This window comes from Pseudomonas sp. UBT (genome assembly GCF_050915955.1).
GTDB classification, from domain to species: domain Bacteria; phylum Pseudomonadota; class Gammaproteobacteria; order Pseudomonadales; family Pseudomonadaceae; genus Aquipseudomonas; species Aquipseudomonas antarctica_A.
Genome location: NZ_CP168081.1, coordinates 304,317 through 320,006, shown reverse-complemented (window position 1 = coordinate 320,006; position 15,690 = coordinate 304,317). Strand labels below are relative to the sequence as shown.

Annotated in this window: 16 protein-coding genes; 8 read left to right on the top strand and 8 right to left on the bottom strand. The window is 60.6% G+C overall.

The annotated features are described in order from the left end of the window. Positions 1-195: 195 nt before the first annotated feature. Entirely contained in the window at positions 196-1,371 is a 1,176-nt protein-coding gene (locus tag ACDZ94_RS25935; protein WP_432751629.1) for an MFS transporter, read from the top strand. Here ACDZ94_RS25935 and ACDZ94_RS25930 read toward each other — a convergent pair. Together ACDZ94_RS25930 and ACDZ94_RS25925 are read right to left on the bottom strand one after the other, a co-directional pair. Further along, positions 1,365-2,402, bottom strand: coding sequence for an alpha/beta hydrolase family protein (locus ACDZ94_RS25930; RefSeq protein WP_064452274.1), 1,038 nt, complete (start codon positions 2,400-2,402; stop codon positions 1,365-1,367). The genes ACDZ94_RS25935 and ACDZ94_RS25930 overlap by 7 nt on opposite strands. A gap of 240 nt (positions 2,403-2,642) precedes the next feature. Beyond that, a complete protein-coding gene (locus ACDZ94_RS25925; RefSeq protein ID WP_064452273.1) occupies positions 2,643-3,254 on the bottom strand; it encodes an FMN-dependent NADH-azoreductase in 612 nt (203 codons plus the stop codon). Between the two features lie 232 nt (positions 3,255-3,486). Here ACDZ94_RS25925 and ACDZ94_RS25920 point away from each other — a divergent pair, with 232 nt between their 5' ends. The 3 genes from ACDZ94_RS25920 (at position 3,487) to ACDZ94_RS25910 (ending at position 6,015) form a co-directional block, all read left to right on the top strand. Beyond that, a complete protein-coding gene (locus ACDZ94_RS25920) occupies positions 3,487-4,620 on the top strand; it encodes an MFS transporter (RefSeq protein WP_432751628.1) in 1,134 nt (377 codons plus the stop codon). Between the two features lie 136 nt (positions 4,621-4,756). Next, positions 4,757-5,665 (top strand): LysR substrate-binding domain-containing protein, encoded by a 909-nt coding sequence (locus ACDZ94_RS25915; protein WP_221296082.1) that lies wholly within the window; start codon positions 4,757-4,759, stop codon positions 5,663-5,665. Further along, entirely contained in the window at positions 5,662-6,015 is a 354-nt protein-coding gene (locus ACDZ94_RS25910) for an MmcQ/YjbR family DNA-binding protein (protein ID WP_064452270.1), read from the top strand. The genes ACDZ94_RS25915 and ACDZ94_RS25910 overlap by 4 nt, the downstream gene beginning before the upstream one ends. A gap of 4 nt (positions 6,016-6,019) precedes the next feature. On the opposite strand, the gene ACDZ94_RS25905 is transcribed toward ACDZ94_RS25910, so the two are convergent. The 3 genes from ACDZ94_RS25905 to ACDZ94_RS25895 all read right to left on the bottom strand — a co-directional run bounded on the left by ACDZ94_RS25905 (position 6,020) and on the right by ACDZ94_RS25895 (position 8,637). After that, positions 6,020-7,306 carry an amidase gene (locus tag ACDZ94_RS25905; RefSeq protein ID WP_432751627.1) on the bottom strand — a complete coding sequence of 429 codons (1,287 nt, stop codon included), beginning with the start codon at positions 7,304-7,306 and terminating at the stop codon, positions 6,020-6,022. A 120-nt stretch (positions 7,307-7,426) separates the two neighbouring features. Continuing rightward, positions 7,427-7,810, bottom strand: coding sequence for a DUF1294 domain-containing protein (locus tag ACDZ94_RS25900; protein WP_221294641.1), 384 nt, complete (start codon positions 7,808-7,810; stop codon positions 7,427-7,429). Continuing rightward, the gene (locus ACDZ94_RS25895; protein WP_064454929.1) at positions 7,807-8,637 is read right to left on the bottom strand and encodes an undecaprenyl-diphosphate phosphatase; all 831 of its coding nucleotides are present in this window, start codon (positions 8,635-8,637) and stop codon (positions 7,807-7,809) included. Before ACDZ94_RS25895 ends, ACDZ94_RS25900 begins: the two co-directional genes overlap by 4 nt. Before the next feature lie 229 nt (positions 8,638-8,866). Between ACDZ94_RS25895 and ACDZ94_RS25890 the strand changes: the two genes are divergently transcribed. The 3 genes from ACDZ94_RS25890 (at position 8,867) to ACDZ94_RS25880 (ending at position 11,708) form a co-directional block, all read left to right on the top strand. Beyond that, positions 8,867-10,501, top strand: a complete 1,635-nt coding sequence (locus ACDZ94_RS25890) for a methyl-accepting chemotaxis protein (RefSeq protein WP_262667860.1) — start codon at positions 8,867-8,869, stop codon at positions 10,499-10,501. A gap of 101 nt (positions 10,502-10,602) precedes the next feature. After that, complete coding sequence (pnuC, locus tag ACDZ94_RS25885; protein ID WP_064452266.1) at positions 10,603-11,166, top strand: nicotinamide riboside transporter PnuC; 564 nt, start codon at positions 10,603-10,605, stop codon at positions 11,164-11,166. Then, positions 11,163-11,708, top strand: coding sequence for an AAA family ATPase (locus ACDZ94_RS25880; protein WP_432751855.1), 546 nt, complete (start codon positions 11,163-11,165; stop codon positions 11,706-11,708). The genes pnuC and ACDZ94_RS25880 overlap by 4 nt, the downstream gene beginning before the upstream one ends. A gap of 10 nt (positions 11,709-11,718) precedes the next feature. Here the strand turns inward: ACDZ94_RS25880 and ggt are convergent, their stop codons facing one another. Further along, on the bottom strand, positions 11,719-13,443 hold the full coding sequence (gene ggt, locus ACDZ94_RS25875) for a gamma-glutamyltransferase (RefSeq protein ID WP_432751626.1): 1,725 nt from the start codon (positions 13,441-13,443) through the stop codon (positions 11,719-11,721). 159 nt (positions 13,444-13,602) lie between these two features. On the opposite strand from ggt, the gene ACDZ94_RS25870 reads away from it, so the two are divergent. After that, a complete protein-coding gene (locus ACDZ94_RS25870) occupies positions 13,603-14,250 on the top strand; it encodes a TetR family transcriptional regulator (RefSeq protein WP_221294640.1) in 648 nt (215 codons plus the stop codon). 228 nt (positions 14,251-14,478) lie between these two features. Here the strand turns inward: ACDZ94_RS25870 and ACDZ94_RS25865 are convergent, their stop codons facing one another. Next, the gene (locus tag ACDZ94_RS25865; protein WP_221296079.1) at positions 14,479-15,336 is read right to left on the bottom strand and encodes an IS3 family transposase; all 858 of its coding nucleotides are present in this window, start codon (positions 15,334-15,336) and stop codon (positions 14,479-14,481) included. Beyond that, on the bottom strand, positions 15,333-15,690 hold a 358-nt coding region (locus ACDZ94_RS25860), incomplete at its 5' end, for a transposase (protein ID WP_432751625.1). The genes ACDZ94_RS25860 and ACDZ94_RS25865, both read right to left, overlap by 4 nt.

The window sequence follows — 15,690 nt, the reverse complement described above, 5'->3', positions numbered from 1 at the left end:
CACCGCGTTCTGCCAGGCAGAACGCGGTGTTTTTTATGGCGGCTGCTGCGCGGCCCAACGCAGGGCAAGCCTGCTCGCCACAAAAAAGCCGACCGGGCACACTCCCCTGCGAATCAAACAAACTAGTTAGCCTGCTTCCTTTTCCCCCAAGCCCTTGCCATCATGCCGTCACCGCCCGCCCGCGAACGAGTGACCATGCCTGCCGCCGCCCCCACGTCCCTGTCGATCACCCGGCAGATTGTCTCCATCGTCTTCTACACCTTCATCGCCTTTCTCTGCATCGGCCTGCCGATCGCGGTCATCCCGGGCTATGTGCATGAACAATTGGGCTTCAGCGCCGTAGTGGCCGGGCTTACCATCGGCTCGCAATACCTGGCGACCCTGCTCAGCCGTCCAATGGCCGGGCGGATGTCGGACAACGTCGGCACCAAACGCGCGATTGTGCTGGGCCTGTCGGGCATCCTGGCCAGCGGCGTGCTGACGTTTTTCGCGACATTACTTGAGAGCGTGCCTGCCTTGAGCCTCGGCATTCTGATCGTCGCCCGGTTGCTGCTCGGCGTAGCCCAGGGCCTGATCGGCGTGGGCACCATCAGTTGGTGCATGGGTGCGGTAGGCGTCGAACACACAGCACGCTCGATTTCCTGGAATGGCATCGCGTCCTACGGCGCCATTGCGATTGGCGCGCCGCTGGGCGTGGTGATGGTGGCGGACTACGGCTACACCAGCCTCGGAATCGCCCTGTCAGTATTGGCGGCAGTGGGCCTGGTGCTGATCCGCAATAAACCGTCGGTGCCGGTGGTGCGCGGCGAGCGGCTGCCATTCTGGGCGGTGTTCGGGCGCATCGCCCCGTTTGGCGCCAGCCTGTGCCTGGCCTCAATCGGCTACGGCACGCTGACCACCTTTATCACCCTGTATTACCTCAATCGCGGCTGGGCTGGCGCGGCGTACTGCCTTACAGTGTTTGGCGTGTGTTTTATCCTCTCGCGCCTGGTGTTTATCTCGGCCATCAGCCGCTTTGGTGGATTTACGGCGGCGATTGCCTGCATGACCATCGAAACCATGGGCCTGACCCTGCTGTGGCTGGCGCCCTCCACAGGCGTCGCCCTGATCGGTGCCGGCCTGACCGGTTTCGGCTTGTCGCTGGTCTACCCGGCGCTGGGCGTGGAAGCCATCAAACAGGTGCCCAACAGCAGCCGTGGCGCCGGGTTGAGTGCCTATGCCGTGTTTTTTGATTTGGCCCTGGCGATCGCCGGGCCATTGATGGGCGCCGTAGCGCTGAACCTCGGCTACAGCTGGATCTTCTTTTGCGCGGCGCTATTGTCCGTCACAGCGCTGGGCCTGACCGTACTGCTCAAGCGTCGAGCTTACTGATCAGCCGTCTGCAAACCGGCGCGGGTCGATTGCCCGAGGGTGTGGACGAAGAAGCGCCCCGCCTCTGAAATAAGGTCGCGGTGGATGCCTTCGCGGTCTACACCGTCGGCATCTGTACAGATGGCCGGCATTGTCGCCAATTGATCGCTGTCACACGGCGCCATGAATACGAAGTGCCCTGCTCCGGCCAACAGTTTGAAATCCGGTGGCTGCGGCAGTTTGCGGGCCAGGGCGGCGGCATTCTTGTCCACCGCCACCAACTTGTCGCCATCGCCACTGTAGAGCAGCACCGGCACATGCACGTCGGCCAGGGTATGGCGGCCAAACATCAGGCTCAACGGTGCCATCAGCATCAAGGCGTGGATTCGTGGATCGGCCTGCGGCTGCAAGTCATCGCGATCGACCACTAACTCGCCGTTGGTGGTGCAGGCGTCACGGTCTTCCGGGCGTTCGTGGCAATAGCGACGCAGACGGTCAAAATCCGGCTTGGCACCCGCGAGGATCAATGCAGTTTCGCCGCCGGCGGAATAACCGATAACACCTACCTGATCAACGTTCACGAACGGCGACAGCATCGGGTCGCCGAGGGTGGCCGTGATCGCTGCGGAAATCTGGATCGGCCGCCCATACAGGTTGCTCACCGTGCCCAGTCGGCTGTGGTCCTTGTAGTTGTCGCCAGGGTGCAAAACAGCCACCACCACAAAGCCTTTGCGCGCCAGCGAGGTGGCCAGGTCATGCAGCGCCAGCGGTGTGCCTGTGTTGCCGTGGGACAACATCAGCATGGGGAAACGGCCAATGGCGACCTTGGAGTCTTCCGTGGCGGCGACGTGATAAGGCCCCATCTGCGTGCTGTGATCATCGTCGGTAGACGGATAGAACGCGATGGCTTTCATCGGCTGCTGATCCAGCGGGTCGAGAAAACTCATGCGGTGGAAGCCCACACTCCAATGCGGGTGCGGTGCTGGCGCGGCGTGCACTGAAATCAGGCTACCGAGCAGGGAAAGAACCAAAACGGCACAAAGACGCATCATGGGGATGTCCACCTTTGCTGCGCGACCACGATCAACACCCGCGGCATATCGATTTGAAAAGTCCATGGTTCAAGGCACTCGCACCGGGTGATTAACCCATACCTGCATAACCTGGGCCAAAGTAGTGACAGCGGGTAAACGAAAAAACTCCGTACTCCGATCGTTTGAGGCGATCAGAATACAGAGTTTAGGCGCCTGGGCTCAGATTGGAACCGAGCAAAGGCGAAATTTACACAAGCCTTACGCGGCGGCGAACAATTGTTCGTTGATGACGACGTTAGCGTCGCTCAGTGCTTTGCTGCGCACTTCCTCACCGTAGGCCAGGCCTTGGGCGCGGACAAACTCAATGTCAGTGATGCCGAGGAAGCCAAACACCAGCTTCAAGTAGTCTTCGTGGCCGACATTGCTCGCCTGGCCGGCGTGCAGGCCACCTGCTGTGGACACAATGATCAGTTTCTTGCCACCGCACAGGCCTTCAGGGCCGGCTTCGGTGTAACGGAACGTCTGGCCGGCGACCGCGATGCGGTCGATCCAGGCCTTGAGCTGCGAAGGCACCGAAAAGTTGTACATCGGCGCGCCAATCACCACAGCGTCGGCAGCGATGAATTCAGCCAGCGACGAAGCGCTCAGCTCGGCTTCGTGCTTTTGTACGGCGTCACGCAACTCGGCAGCGGTGCCCAGCGCACCGAGGGTCACGCCGGAAAAGTGGCTGATGCCTTCGCTGGCCAGGTCGCGGTAAGTCACTTCCACACCCGGCTCAGCCGCTTGCCAGGCCTTGACCACACCAGCGCTGAGCTGACGGGAAGCCGAGTTGTCGCCGAGGATGCTGGAATCAATATGCAACAGTTTCATGTGGGATCTCCAAGTGAGGATCGCGACGAGGCGACCGAGTGAGGTTGATGCTACACATGAACCCAATGTTCGATTAGAGGGCTGAAATGCGATTGTTTGTCCTGCCAGCAGGACAATCCAAATTCAGCAAAAACCCAATCCCACACCGTCGCTGCCCAAACCTCTGCGACGCTGGATTTAACGCGCGCTTCACTTCATTCTCGCCGCAGATTCGACAGCCACCGGGCACGCCATGCACGCACACTCCCCCACCCTGACCAAAGGGCTGACCCTTCTTCTCGCCATTTGCTGCGGGTTTTCGGTCGCCACGATCTACTACAACCAGGCCATGCTGCCGCTGATTGCCAACACCTTCGAGGTGTCCACCGCGCATGTCGGGCAGATCGCCATGCTCACGCAAATCGGTTACGCCTGCGGCCTGCTGCTGTTTGTACCGCTGGGCGATCGCATCAGCCGGCGCACCTTGATCCTGGCGGTGCTGTGCATCAACTTCATCAGCCTGCTGGCCTCGGCCACGGCGCCGTCTTATGCCTGGCTGCTGATAGCGAGCTTGCTGTTGGGGCTGTCGGGCATCAGCGCGCAGGTGATCATTCCCGCCGCCTCGGACCTGAGCGCGCCCGAGCAGAAAGGCGCGGTGCTGGGCCTGATGGTCAGCGGTGTGGTCAGCGGCTGGCTGGGTTGGCGCGGCATGTTCGCGATGGCGGCGGCATTGGATGTGGTGCTGTTCCTGGCGATCCTGACGCGCATGCCCGTGTCGATTTCCACCAGCAAACTTGCGTATGGCGCCTTGCTCAAATCCCTGTGGGGCCTGGCCAGGCAATACCCGACCCTGCGCCAATCGGCGATCAAGGGCGCCCTGGTATTTGGCGCATTGAATGTGTTTTGGGGCTCTATGGCCGCGCTGCTGGCCTTGCCGCCGTATGGGTTTTCCAGCGCGCAGGCTGGGCTGCTGGGCCTATCAGCTATCGTCGGCATTCTCTGCGCCTCGACCATCGGCCAACAAACCCGCCGCCATGGCCGTCTGCTGGAGCGCGTCGGCATCACCACGGTGCTCGTGGCGTTTATCCTGATTTACACCCTGGGCCCCCAAGGCTGGTGGTGGCCGATCCTGATCGCGGCGACGTTTCTCGACCTGGGAAACCGGACCAACCAACTGGCTAACCAGACCCGCGTATTGGCACTGGAGCCGTCAGCCACCAGCCGACTCAACACGGTGTTCATGGTGGTTTATTTTATCGGTGGCGCCTTGGGTTCCGCAGCCGGTGCTTTCGCCTCGGAACTCTACGGCTGGCAGGGCCAGGCACTCACCGGTGCGGCGTTTGCCGGGCTCGCCCTGTTGCTCACGGTGTTCAGGGCAAGCGAATAAGCCTGTGGCCGGCTTGCAGTTCTGAGCCTTGCATGCCTGTCATAGCCAGCGTCCACAAGGCGCTGGCTTTTTTGTAGTGGATTTGCCTTCGTCAGACGCGGATAGTTCGTCCCACTGACAGGACAACAGGTTGACCATGCAAGACCTCAACGACCTCTACTATTTTGCCAAAGTCGTCGAAGCCGGCGGCTTTGCGGCCGCCGGGCGGCTGCTCGGGATTCCCAAGTCACGGTTGTCGCGACGGATTGCCGAGCTGGAAGAACGCCTTGGTGCACGCCTCTTGCAGCGCACCACTCGCCAATTGACCCTCACCGCCGTCGGCGAGCGCTACCTGCGCCATTGCCAGGCCATGCTGCTGGAGGCGGAAATGGCCGACGAAGCCGTGGCGAGCATGTCCAGCGAACCGCGCGGGCGCTTACGGGTCAGTTGCCCGGTGGGCATGGCCCAGCACATGCTGCCGGACATGGTCGCCGGTTTCCTTGCCGCTCACCCGCTTGTACAACTGGAAATGACCCTGGTTAACCGCCGTGTCGACCTGGTGGCCGAAGGCATCGACGTCGCCCTGCGCGTGCGCGAGTTAGGCGATGAAGACCCGCTGCTGGTGACCAAGCGCCTGCGCCAGGCCCAGACTATCCTCGTCGCCAGCCCTGAATTCATCCAGGGGCGGCAAATCAACAGCCTCGAAGACCTCAAGCAACTGCCGGTGCTCGGCGCACTTGAAGCTGACCGCCTGGTGCACCTGCGCCTGATCGACCCGCAAGGCAATAGCGAAGACCTGGCGCTGGAAGCCCGCCTGGGCATCGACGATTTCATCGTGCGCAAAGCCTGCGCCTTGAAGAGCCTGGGCTTTACCGTGCTGCCAATGATGTATTGCGAAGAGGAATTGGCCAGCGGTCAATTGGTGCAGTTGTTGCCGCAGTGGTCGTCACCCGGCGGCTGGCTGCAGGCGGTCTACCCGCACCGGCGTGGCGTACTGCCGGCCATCCGAGCCTGGATCGACTACCTGGAAGAAGCCTTCAAGGGTTGCGGAGACCGTTTGCTATGAAAATGACCGAAGAACAAGTCGCCACCTTCTGCCTGAGCCTGCCCGGCGCGCGGGAAGACTACAAATGGGGCGGCGTGCGGGTGTTTTCCATCGCCGGCAACAAGATGTTCGCCGTGCAGCACCTGCGGGGCGATTCATTGGCGTTCAAGGTCGACAAAGAACTGTTCCTGGGCCATGTGGACCGCCCCGGCATCCACCCGGCGCCGTACCTGGCACGGGCGCAATGGATCATCATGAACACGCCCTACCCGCTGAACGCCGAGGAACTGCGTGGCCTGTTGCAACGCTCGCACCAGTTAGTGGTGAGCAAGCTGCCCAAGCGCACGCAAGTGGGACTCAAGCTGGAGTGACCGCTCAAAGCGGGAACGGCAGCGCGCGCTCAATGGCCGCTGCCGCCGCCAACGCGAGATGCTCGTGCCAGGGTCGCGCGACAATCTGCACGCCAACCGGCAAACCGGCGTGATCAGTTCCGCCGCGCACCACCACACAAGGCCAACCCGCCAGGCTGTAAGGCAACGTGTGACTGAACAGCCCTGGCCGAGTCTCTCCCAGGCGGGTTGCCGGCGCCGCGTCGACAGGGCACAGGATAAGGTCGTAGTCGGCCATGAACCCCAGCATGGCCGTGCGAAACTGATCCCAATCTGAAAGCAACTGTATCGACTGCGCGCCGGTGCCTTTACTCATTGCCCAGTAGCGTTCGGTAATGTCGCGGGCATTGCTCAACGCCGATGGAAAGGCCGGACGGATCAAGGCGCCTGCACGTTCCAACAGAGCGGCCACTACCTGCAGTGTCTCTTGCGTGATTGCGTCGACGGACTCAATGCCGCCATCGCTGTACCAGGCGACTCGCAAACCCTTCAGCGTTTGAGTCTGCATACCGCGCAACGGCATCGGAATCACCCCGGCATCGCGCCCATCTTCACCGGCAATGACCTGCAGCACCAGGGCCAGGTCTTCGACATGCCGGGCCATCGGGCCAATCTGACTGCGATAGTCACTCAACCCGCCCGGGTGATCAAAGACACCGGTGTTAGGCACACGGCCGCTGGTGGGTTTCAACGTACAGACACCACAAAAATGTGCGGGGACGCGCAAGCTGCCACCGGAGTCGCTGCCCAGCCCCAACGGTGAAAGCCCAGCAGCAATCGCCGCCGCTTCGCCACCACTGCTGCCTCCGGGGCTATAGGCAAGCGCATGCGGGTTGCGCGTGGCGCCGTAGACAGGATTATGGGTGACACCGCCGCCGCCACCCGGCGGGCAGTTGCTTTTGCCAAGCAAAATGCCGCCGGCGGCTTTCATGCGCGTCACCACCACGGCGTCCTGTTCCGGCAGGTAGTGAGCCCGCTCAGTCAAACCCACCGCCGACACCACGCCGCGCGTGTCGATAACATCTTTGACCGTAAAGGGAACGCCGTGTAACGCGCCCCAATACTCACCGTTGGCGACTGCATGATCCGCCGCCCACGCACTGGCCAGCGCCGCCTCGGCACACACTTGAACCAAGGCGTTAACCGAAGGGTTGAGCGCCTCGATACGTGCGAGGTAGGCGGAAACAATGACGGTAGATGAGAGCTTGCGCTGTTGAATCAATGCGCCAAGTTCGGTAGCAGAATGGCGTAGCAATGAATCCGATAAAGACATCCGTATTACCCCACTGCGTTCAGTGCTTTGAGCATAACGCCGGTGTACCGCCCATTCATATGGTCGATTGAGTGAGGCGCTTCCCGCAGGCTTGTAGGGTATATCCCAAGCGCCTCTACCCTATAAAACCGCCAGCAACGTGCCGCCCAGGAATAGCTGATCGAGCCAGAACACCTCGTGCAGCAACACAATCACCCAGAACAGCACCTGGTAAGACACCTTGCGCGTTTTGTGGCGAAACACCTGCTGGGCAATCAGCGCCCCCGGCCATCCGCCCGCGAGCTCCACGGCGTGCAGGATATTTTCCCGAACGCGCGGGCCCTCCGATTGCGCCTTGCGCTTGTCACCCCAGTACAGAAAAAACGCCACCACACTGACGACGCCGTAGGCCGCCAGCGGAATCACCGTCTCGCCGCGATACCACACCAACGCCGCCCCAATCAGCGGCGCGGCGCACAACAACACAAAGATCAGCGCCTTCAGGCGCGGGTGCTGAATGTTCATGGCTTGACCGCCGTCCAGTCGATCCAGCCAAACTGCCAGGTCGCCAGGATCACCAGGCCGAACGCGATCCGATACCAGGCAAAGGCCGCATAGCTGTGGCTGGCAATAAACTTGAGCAAGGCCTTGACCGCAATCATCGCGAAGATGAATGAAGTGACAAAACCGATGGCAAACACCGGCAAATCATCGGGCTGGAACAGATGACGGTACTTGTAGCCCGAGTACACCGCCGCACCGACCATGGTTGGCATGGCCAGGAAGAACGAGAATTCGGTAGCGGTTTTGCGCGACAGACCGAACAGCAAGCCGCCAATGATGGTGGCACCGGAGCGCGAGGTGCCCGGGATCATCGCCAGGCATTGAGCAACGCCGACTTTGAGCGCGTCTTTCCAGGTGATTTCGTCCACTGTTTCAGCGTGGACCGCATGTTGGCGGCGCTCGGCCCACAACATGATCACGCCACCCACCACCAGGGCGGTGGCCACGGTGATCGGGTTGAACAGGTAGTGCTTGATCAGGTCGGCAAAAATCACCCCCAACACCACGGCCGGCAGTACCGCGATGATCAGGTTGACGGTGAAGCGCTGCGCGTTGCGCTGGGTCGGCAAGCCGATCACCACGTCGAGGATCTTGCGCCGAAACTCCCACACCACAGCCAGGATCGCGCCCAACTGGATGATGATGTTGAACGCTTCAAAACGTTCGCCGCCGAAGCCGATCAAGTCGGCGACGATGATCTGGTGCCCGGTGCTGGAAATCGGCAGGAACTCAGTCAGCCCCTCCACAACGCCAAGAATCAATGCCTGTATGGCGGTCCAAAAGTCCATATTTCCCCCAAAGGTCATGCGCGGCGGCATGCCTTGTCTGTTTTTTTAATAGTTCACTGACGACGAGCACACTCAAGGCCCGGTGTGGATTTTCACCATCGGGCCGCAAAAATTTCGTGAAAAATCAGGGAGTACTCAGGTTTTTCGATTACAGGCCGAAAGCCTATCAGACAAGCCGGAAATGTCGATGCAGCGCCCATTATTATAAAAAGCACGGAGTGACAGGACGATGAACAGTTTGCGCAGCATGTCGATCAGCCGCCGTCTTTGGCTGATCCTGATAGTCGCCGTGTTGATGCTGCTGACCCTCGGGTTGCTGATGCTCAAACAGATCCATGGTGACCTCTACCAAGCCAAAAGCCAGCAGACACAACACGTGGTGCAGACGGCCAGCGGTGTATTGGCTTATTACCAGAACCTCGAGAAAACCGGCGTATTGACCCGCGAAGCGGCGCAAAAGCAGGCCCTGAGCGCGGTGCGCGGCCTGCGCTACGACCACGACGATTATTTCTGGATCAACGACCTGACGCCCGTGATGATCATGCACGCGGCCAACCCCAAGCTGGATGGCCAGAACCTCTCGGCGATCCGCGACCCGGACGGTTTTGCGGTGTTCAACGAGTTCGTGAGCCTGGCCAAGGCCAAGGGCGCCGGCATCGTTAACTACCGCTGGCCGAAACCGGGTGCTGAAGCGCCGGTGGAAAAGACCTCCTATATCCAGCTGTTCGAACCCTGGGGCTGGATTATCGGCTCCGGCGTCTACGTGGATGATGTGCAGGCCGAATTCAAAGGCCAGGTGTGGAAAACCTCGCTGATCGGCCTGGTCATTGCGCTGATGATGGCGGTGCTGGTCACGTTGATTGCCCGCAGTATCGTGCAGCCGTTGCAGGCGGCGGTGAACGCGATGGCCAATATTGCCAGTGGCGAAAGCGACCTGACCCGCAGTCTCGACACCCACGGGCGCGATGAAGTCACCCAGCTTTCGCAGCACTTCAACAGCTTTACGGCAAAGTTGCGCCAGGTGGTCAGCCAGCTGCAGGTGTGCGCCAACGCCCTGGGGCAGTCCTCCACGGAGTTGGGCACCAACGCCCAGCAGGCCCATGACCGCAGCCAGCAACAATCGCAACAGATGGAGCTGGTGGCGACGGCGATCAATGAAGTGACGTACGGCGTGCAGGACGTGGCGAAAAACGCCGAGCACGCCGCCAGCGAAATGCGTGATGCCCAGGCCCAGGCGCAGCAGGGCCAAGTGAATATCGACGGCAGCTTGCAGCAGATCGACCAGCTCTCCGGCACCATCAGCCAGGCCGTGGAGGTGATTCGCACGCTGTCCAGTGAAAGCACGCAGATCGGCGGCGTGCTCGAAGTGATTCGCTCCATCGCCGACCAGACCAACCTGTTGGCCCTCAACGCCGCCATCGAAGCCGCACGCGCCGGTGAGCAAGGCCGTGGGTTTGCCGTGGTGGCCGATGAAGTGCGGCTGTTGGCCCAGCGCACGCAAAAATCCACCGCAGAGATCCAGGCGATGATCGAGCGCCTGCAAGGTCACTCGGAAGCGGCCGTCAAGGTGATCAGCGACAGCCATAGCGCCTCGCAACTCACCATCGCGCAAGCCGGCCAGGCCGGTGCCAGCCTGACTGCCATCGGCCAGGCGTTACATAACCTCAATGGCTTGAACGCCTCGATTGCCAGCGCGACGTTGCAACAGGCGCATGTGGTGGAAGACATCAACCAGAACGTCACCCAGGCAGCCGGTTTGTCTCACAGCACAGCGCTGGCGGCGGAACAATCCAGCGTGGCGAGCGCACATCTGCGCGAGTTGAGTGAACAGCTCAATGGGCTGCTGCGCCAATTCAAGGTCTAGCACCGTTCAACAGGTGGGAGGCGGCTCGCCCCTCCCACATTGGTCCTTCGACATTTTGAAGTTACAATCCCCGCCCTCTCCCACCTCCCCAAGGAACCGCCATGTCCGGGCTTGAACTGTTCGCCGCCGCCCTGGGGGTGATCGCTGTCTGGTTGACGGTCAAACAGAACCCCTGGTGCTGGCCCATCGGGCTGGTGATGGTGCTGCTTTACACCTGGGTGTTCTTCGACGTGAAACTCTATTCCGACATGCTGCTGCAGGTGGTCTACGCCGCCCTGCAACTCTACGGCTGGTGGCAATGGACCCGCGCCGGTGACGTCAAGCAAGGGCGCCAGGTCAGCAGCCTCGGTTGGCCTTCGATCATGACCAGCCTGGCCGTCGGCGCAGTCTTCAGCCTGCTGCTCGGCGCCGCCATGGCCCATTGGACCGATGCCGCCCAACCCTGGCTTGACGCCGCCCTCACCGGCTTCAGCCTGGTGGCACAAATGTGGATGGCGCAAAAACGCGTGCAATGCTGGCCGCTGTGGATTGCGGTGGACGTGATCTTCGTCGGGCTGTTCCTCTATAAAGGCCTGTACCTGACGGCCGCGCTTTACGCGCTGTTCACCGTGATTGCCGTGCAAGGCTGGCGTGAATGGCGCGCCGACCCGGCATTGCACGCATGAAAGTTGTGGTACTGGCCGGTCCTGAATCCAGCGGCAAAAGCTGGCTGGCGGCTGAACTGCATACACACTTCGGCGGGCTGATGGTCGGTGAATACGTGCGGTACTTCATCGACCACTATCAGCGTGACACCACCCTGGCGGATATCCCCGCCATCGCCCGGGGCCAACTGGCCTGGGAGGACGCCGCGCGCGCCGAGCAACCCGGGCTGCTGATCCTCGACACGCACCTGCTGACCAACACGCTGTGGAGCCAGACGCTGTTCGGCGACTGCCCGGCGTGGCTCGACAGCGAGTTGCTGGCGCGGCATTACGACCTGCACCTTCTGCTTTCGCCCGAGGATGTGGAATGGACCGCCGACGGCCAGCGTTGCCAACCGGAACTGGCAGACCGCCGGGCGTTTTTCCAGGGCAGCCTGGACTGGCTGCAACAGCACCGGCAGCCCGTGGTAGTGATTCGTGGGGGTTGGCAGGCACGCCGCGACCAGGCCTTCGCCGCAGTCGAACAACTACTGCAGGAGCAAGCTGGCTCGCTCCTGCAGTAATTGACGGCGTTTAGTAGCCCAAAGACAGGCCGGTGTTGCGACGCGGGTCGTTAGCCCCGTAGAAACGGTTGTTGCCTACCGGCTTGCCACCCAGTGACGGTGCGCCCACCAGGATCGCGGCCAAGTGATTGGCGTCCTGTGGACCGGCAAACTTGTGGCCCCAGCTTTCCAGGATCTTCTGGGTGTCCGGGCTGACGGCGAAGGCCTCGAGGTTGGTGGTCTCAGGCATCCACTGCTGGTGGAAACGCGGGGCGTCGACGGCCTCCTGGATGTTCATCTTGTAGTCGATGACATTCAGGATGGTCAGCAAGGTCGCCGTGATAATCCGGCTGCCTCCTGGCGTACCCACCACCATCACGGCCTTGCCGTCTTTGGTCACGATGGTCGGGCTCATCGACGACAAAGGCGCCTTGCCCGGAGCGATGGCATTGGCCTCACCCTGGACCAGCCCGTACATGTTCGGTACGCCGACCTTGACGGTGAAGTCGTCCATTTCATCGTTGAGGATCACCCCGGTCTTGCTCGCCATGACGCCGGCACCAAACCAGTCGTTCAGGGTGTAGGTCACCGAAACGGCGTTGCCCCACTTGTCGACGATGGAGTAATGCGTGGTGTTGTTGCCTTCATGGGGCGACACACCCGGCTTGATCGCCTGGGAATCCCCGGCTTTCTGCGGCTCGATGGCTGCGCGCAGCTTGGCGGCGTAGTCCTTGTCCAGCAAATGAGCGACCGGGTTCTTCACGAAGTCCGGGTCGCCCAGGTAGCTGTTACGGTCCACGTAGGCGTGGCGCATCGCTTCGATCTGGTAGTGCAGGCCTTGGGCCGAGTGATAGCCGAGGTCGGCCATCGGGTAGCCTTCAAGGATGTTCATGATCTGGCAGATCACCACGCCACCCGAGCTCGGCGGCGGTGCCGAGACCACGTGGTAGCCTCGGTAGTCGCACTCGATGGGCGCCAGTTCACGGGTCTTGTACTTGTCGAGGTCAGCCTGGGTGATGATGCTTTTGCCGGCCTGGCTGGAATCCACCAGCGCCTTGGCGACCCAGCCTTTATAGAAACCGTCGGCGCCCTTGGCGGAGATTTCCTTGAGGGTCTTGGCCAGGTCTTTCTGCACCAGCTTCTGGCCGACCTGCATCGGCTGGCCGTTGTGCAGGAAGATTGCGCGCAGGTCCTGGTCTTTTTCGAACTCGCCGGTGGCGGTGTGCAGCAGGTCGATATCACCCTGCTCCAGTTCGAAACCGTTTTCCGCCAGCTTGATCGCCGGGGCAATCACCTGGGCGCGCTTGAGGGTGCCGTATTGGCTCAGCGCCGTTTCCATCCCGGACACCGTGCCGGGTACGCCGACCGCCAAATGGCCCTTGGCGCTCAGGCCGTCGATGACCTTGCCGTCTTTGTCCAGGTACATGTCGGCCGTCGCCGCCAACGGGGCTTTTTCGCGGAAGTCGAGGAAAGTCTTGCGCCCATCCGCCAGTTGCACGGTCATGAAGCCGCCGCCGCCCAGGTTGCCCGCCGCCGGGTAGACCACAGCCAGGGCGTAGCCCACGGCCACAGCCGCATCGACCGCGTTGCCGCCGGCCTTGAGCACATCGACGCCCACGTGAGTTGCCAAATGCTGGGCCGTGACCACCATGCCATTTTCACCGGCCACCGGGGCCTGGGAAGCGGCTTGCACACCGCTGACGGTCAACACCAGTGCGGTGGCAATCAGGGTACGGCTGAAGGGTTGGTATTTCATCCATGGCTACTCTAGTTATTGAGACGCACCAAAATAGCCCGACTGGATTCCAATCCCCAGCGCAATGGCGTTTTTATTACAGAACTTGTCGGTCACAGAACGGCCGCAAAAATGCCCATGCTATATTTCGCGCCTTGACTGTCGGTAAGGCGCTTTTTAATGGTGATCAAGAAGACCGGTATTCGCGCCCAACAGGCCGACCAGACACGTGCGCGCATTCTGCAGGCGGCGGTCCAGGTGTTCACCCGCGACGGCTATTCCGGTGGGCGCGTCGATACCATCTCCAAGGCGGCCGACTCCAACGACCGTATGCTTTATTACTATTTCGGCAGCAAGGAACACCTGTTTGTCTGCGTGCTGGAGCACATCTACGAGCAGTTCAATAAAGCCGAAAGCAAACTCAAGCTGAACCTGGATGCGCCGGTGCAGGCGCTGCGCGACTTGGTGGCGTTTATCTGGAATTACTACGTCAAACACCCCGAGTTCGTGGCGATCCTGAGCATCGAGAATCTGCACCAGGGCAAGCATGCCCAGCAGTCCGGCGAGATGCGCCGGCTGTCGGGAGAAGCCGTCGGCGTATTGCGGCCGATCATAGAAGCCGGCCAGGCCCAGGGCGTGTTCCGCCTGGACATCGACCTTAAGCACGTGTACTTGATGATCGCCTCGCTGTGCTACTTCTATAACTCCAATCGCCACACCCTCAGTTCCTTCCTCGGTGAAGACCTGTCGGCTAAAGGGCCGCAGCAGGATTGGCTGGGGTTTATCAGTGATTTGGTAGTGCGTGGGGTCACGCCGACCTCGCTGTAGAAACCGGCTCAAACAGTGGGAGCTGGGTTGCCTGCGATAGCCATAGGTATCTACACATCTTTTTTTACGGGTTGAGTGCTGTGGTTGTCGGGGGGGGGGCGCTGAGTGCATATCCGTTGTTTGGGTCACGGCTGACATGGGTTCCGCCCTTACGGCGGGTCACTTTTGAAAAGAGCCCAAAAGTAACCATGGACTTGCTCCCTCAAAACGTACGCCATAAAGCGAGCGTTATGCAGTCTGCTTCAGTTGCTTTGCGTAGTCATTAGGTGAGCTGTATCCCAGCGCCGAGTGCAGCCGTGTCGGGTTGTAAAAACCATGGATGTAGCTCGCGATAGATGCGTGAGCCTGTGCTTTGCTGGGATACACACCGGTGGCTTCCTCCTTTTTAAGTGTGGCAAAAAAGCTCTCTGCTACGGCGTTATCCCAGCAGTTACCCTTGCGACTCATGCTTTGTACGAAGCCTCTTTCCATGATCATGCTGCGAAAACCGCTGCCTGTGTACTGCCGGCCTCGATCGGAGTGAAAAATCACACCTTGATCAACCGGCGTTTTCGTCCAGGCATTCAGGAATGCCTGCTGTACCAAACCCTCAGGCATACGCTCCGATAGGCTATAACCGAGTACCTGACGCGTCTGGATGCTGAGCACCACAGCCAAGTACAACCACCCCTGACGCGTCGAAATATAGGTGATATCTCCCACCCATGCGGGTGTTGGGCTTGTCACAGAAAAGCGTCTTTTCAATACGTTGTCAGAAATTGGTTGGATATACCGGTTATCCGTCGAGTGTTTGAACCGAGCCTTGATCTTCCCTCGCAACATTTCTTCTCGCATCAGCCGGGCTACTCGCTTGTGACCAATCGCATATGACCGGCTATGAAGCGCCTTAACCATGCGTGGACGCCCATAAGTGCCGCGACTGGCATGATGAATCGCACGAATTTCCAGGCGAATCACCGCATCTGGATCAGGGCGCTCCTGGCGCTTCAAATAGCCGTGAAAGCCCGACACCGAGACCTCCATCACTCGACATAACAGCCTGACCGGAAAGTGAGTCCGTTCACGGGCGACAAAGGCGTATCTCAGTTGGACTCTCTGGCAAAGAACGCCGTCGCTTTTTTTAGGATTTCTCGCTCCATTTTGAGCGTGGCATTTTCAGCTCGAAGCCGGGCCAGTTCGCTTTCCAAGTCAGAGACCGGGTGCCGAGCGGGAGAACTGAGAGGACGCCCGTTGCGTGCGGCGTCCAGCCAATTCCCTAGGGTTTTGACCGAGATATCCAACTGTCGCGCAGCTTCTCCTCGACCAATGCTTTCAGCAAGTCTCACTGCTTGGGCTTTGAAGTCGTCGGTGTAACTGCGGCGGGTTTGCTGTGACATAGGTGCCTCCAAGGTTGCGATTAAAATATCGCTTCTTGGCGTCCGCTTGGGCTTTGAAGTCGTC

What these genes read in the sequence shown, in the direction of transcription:
- ACDZ94_RS25935 (WP_432751629.1), top strand. Translation starts at nt 196, where the DNA reads ATGCCTGCCGCCGCCCCCACGTCCCTGTCGATCACCCGGCAGATTGTC.
- ACDZ94_RS25930 (WP_064452274.1), bottom strand. Translation starts at nt 2,402, where the DNA reads ATGATGCGTCTTTGTGCCGTTTTGGTTCTTTCCCTGCTCGGTAGCCTG.
- ACDZ94_RS25925 (WP_064452273.1), bottom strand. Translation starts at nt 3,254, where the DNA reads ATGAAACTGTTGCATATTGATTCCAGCATCCTCGGCGACAACTCGGCT.
- ACDZ94_RS25920 (WP_432751628.1), top strand. Translation starts at nt 3,487, where the DNA reads ATGCACGCACACTCCCCCACCCTGACCAAAGGGCTGACCCTTCTTCTC.
- ACDZ94_RS25915 (WP_221296082.1), top strand. Translation starts at nt 4,757, where the DNA reads ATGCAAGACCTCAACGACCTCTACTATTTTGCCAAAGTCGTCGAAGCC.
- ACDZ94_RS25910 (WP_064452270.1), top strand. Translation starts at nt 5,662, where the DNA reads ATGAAAATGACCGAAGAACAAGTCGCCACCTTCTGCCTGAGCCTGCCC.
- ACDZ94_RS25905 (WP_432751627.1), bottom strand. Translation starts at nt 7,306, where the DNA reads ATGTCTTTATCGGATTCATTGCTACGCCATTCTGCTACCGAACTTGGC.
- ACDZ94_RS25900 (WP_221294641.1), bottom strand. Translation starts at nt 7,810, where the DNA reads ATGAACATTCAGCACCCGCGCCTGAAGGCGCTGATCTTTGTGTTGTTG.
- ACDZ94_RS25895 (WP_064454929.1), bottom strand. Translation starts at nt 8,637, where the DNA reads ATGGACTTTTGGACCGCCATACAGGCATTGATTCTTGGCGTTGTGGAG.
- ACDZ94_RS25890 (WP_262667860.1), top strand. Translation starts at nt 8,867, where the DNA reads ATGAACAGTTTGCGCAGCATGTCGATCAGCCGCCGTCTTTGGCTGATC.
- pnuC (WP_064452266.1), top strand. Translation starts at nt 10,603, where the DNA reads ATGTCCGGGCTTGAACTGTTCGCCGCCGCCCTGGGGGTGATCGCTGTC.
- ACDZ94_RS25880 (WP_432751855.1), top strand. Translation starts at nt 11,163, where the DNA reads ATGAAAGTTGTGGTACTGGCCGGTCCTGAATCCAGCGGCAAAAGCTGG.
- ggt (WP_432751626.1), bottom strand. Translation starts at nt 13,443, where the DNA reads ATGAAATACCAACCCTTCAGCCGTACCCTGATTGCCACCGCACTGGTG.
- ACDZ94_RS25870 (WP_221294640.1), top strand. Translation starts at nt 13,603, where the DNA reads ATGGTGATCAAGAAGACCGGTATTCGCGCCCAACAGGCCGACCAGACA.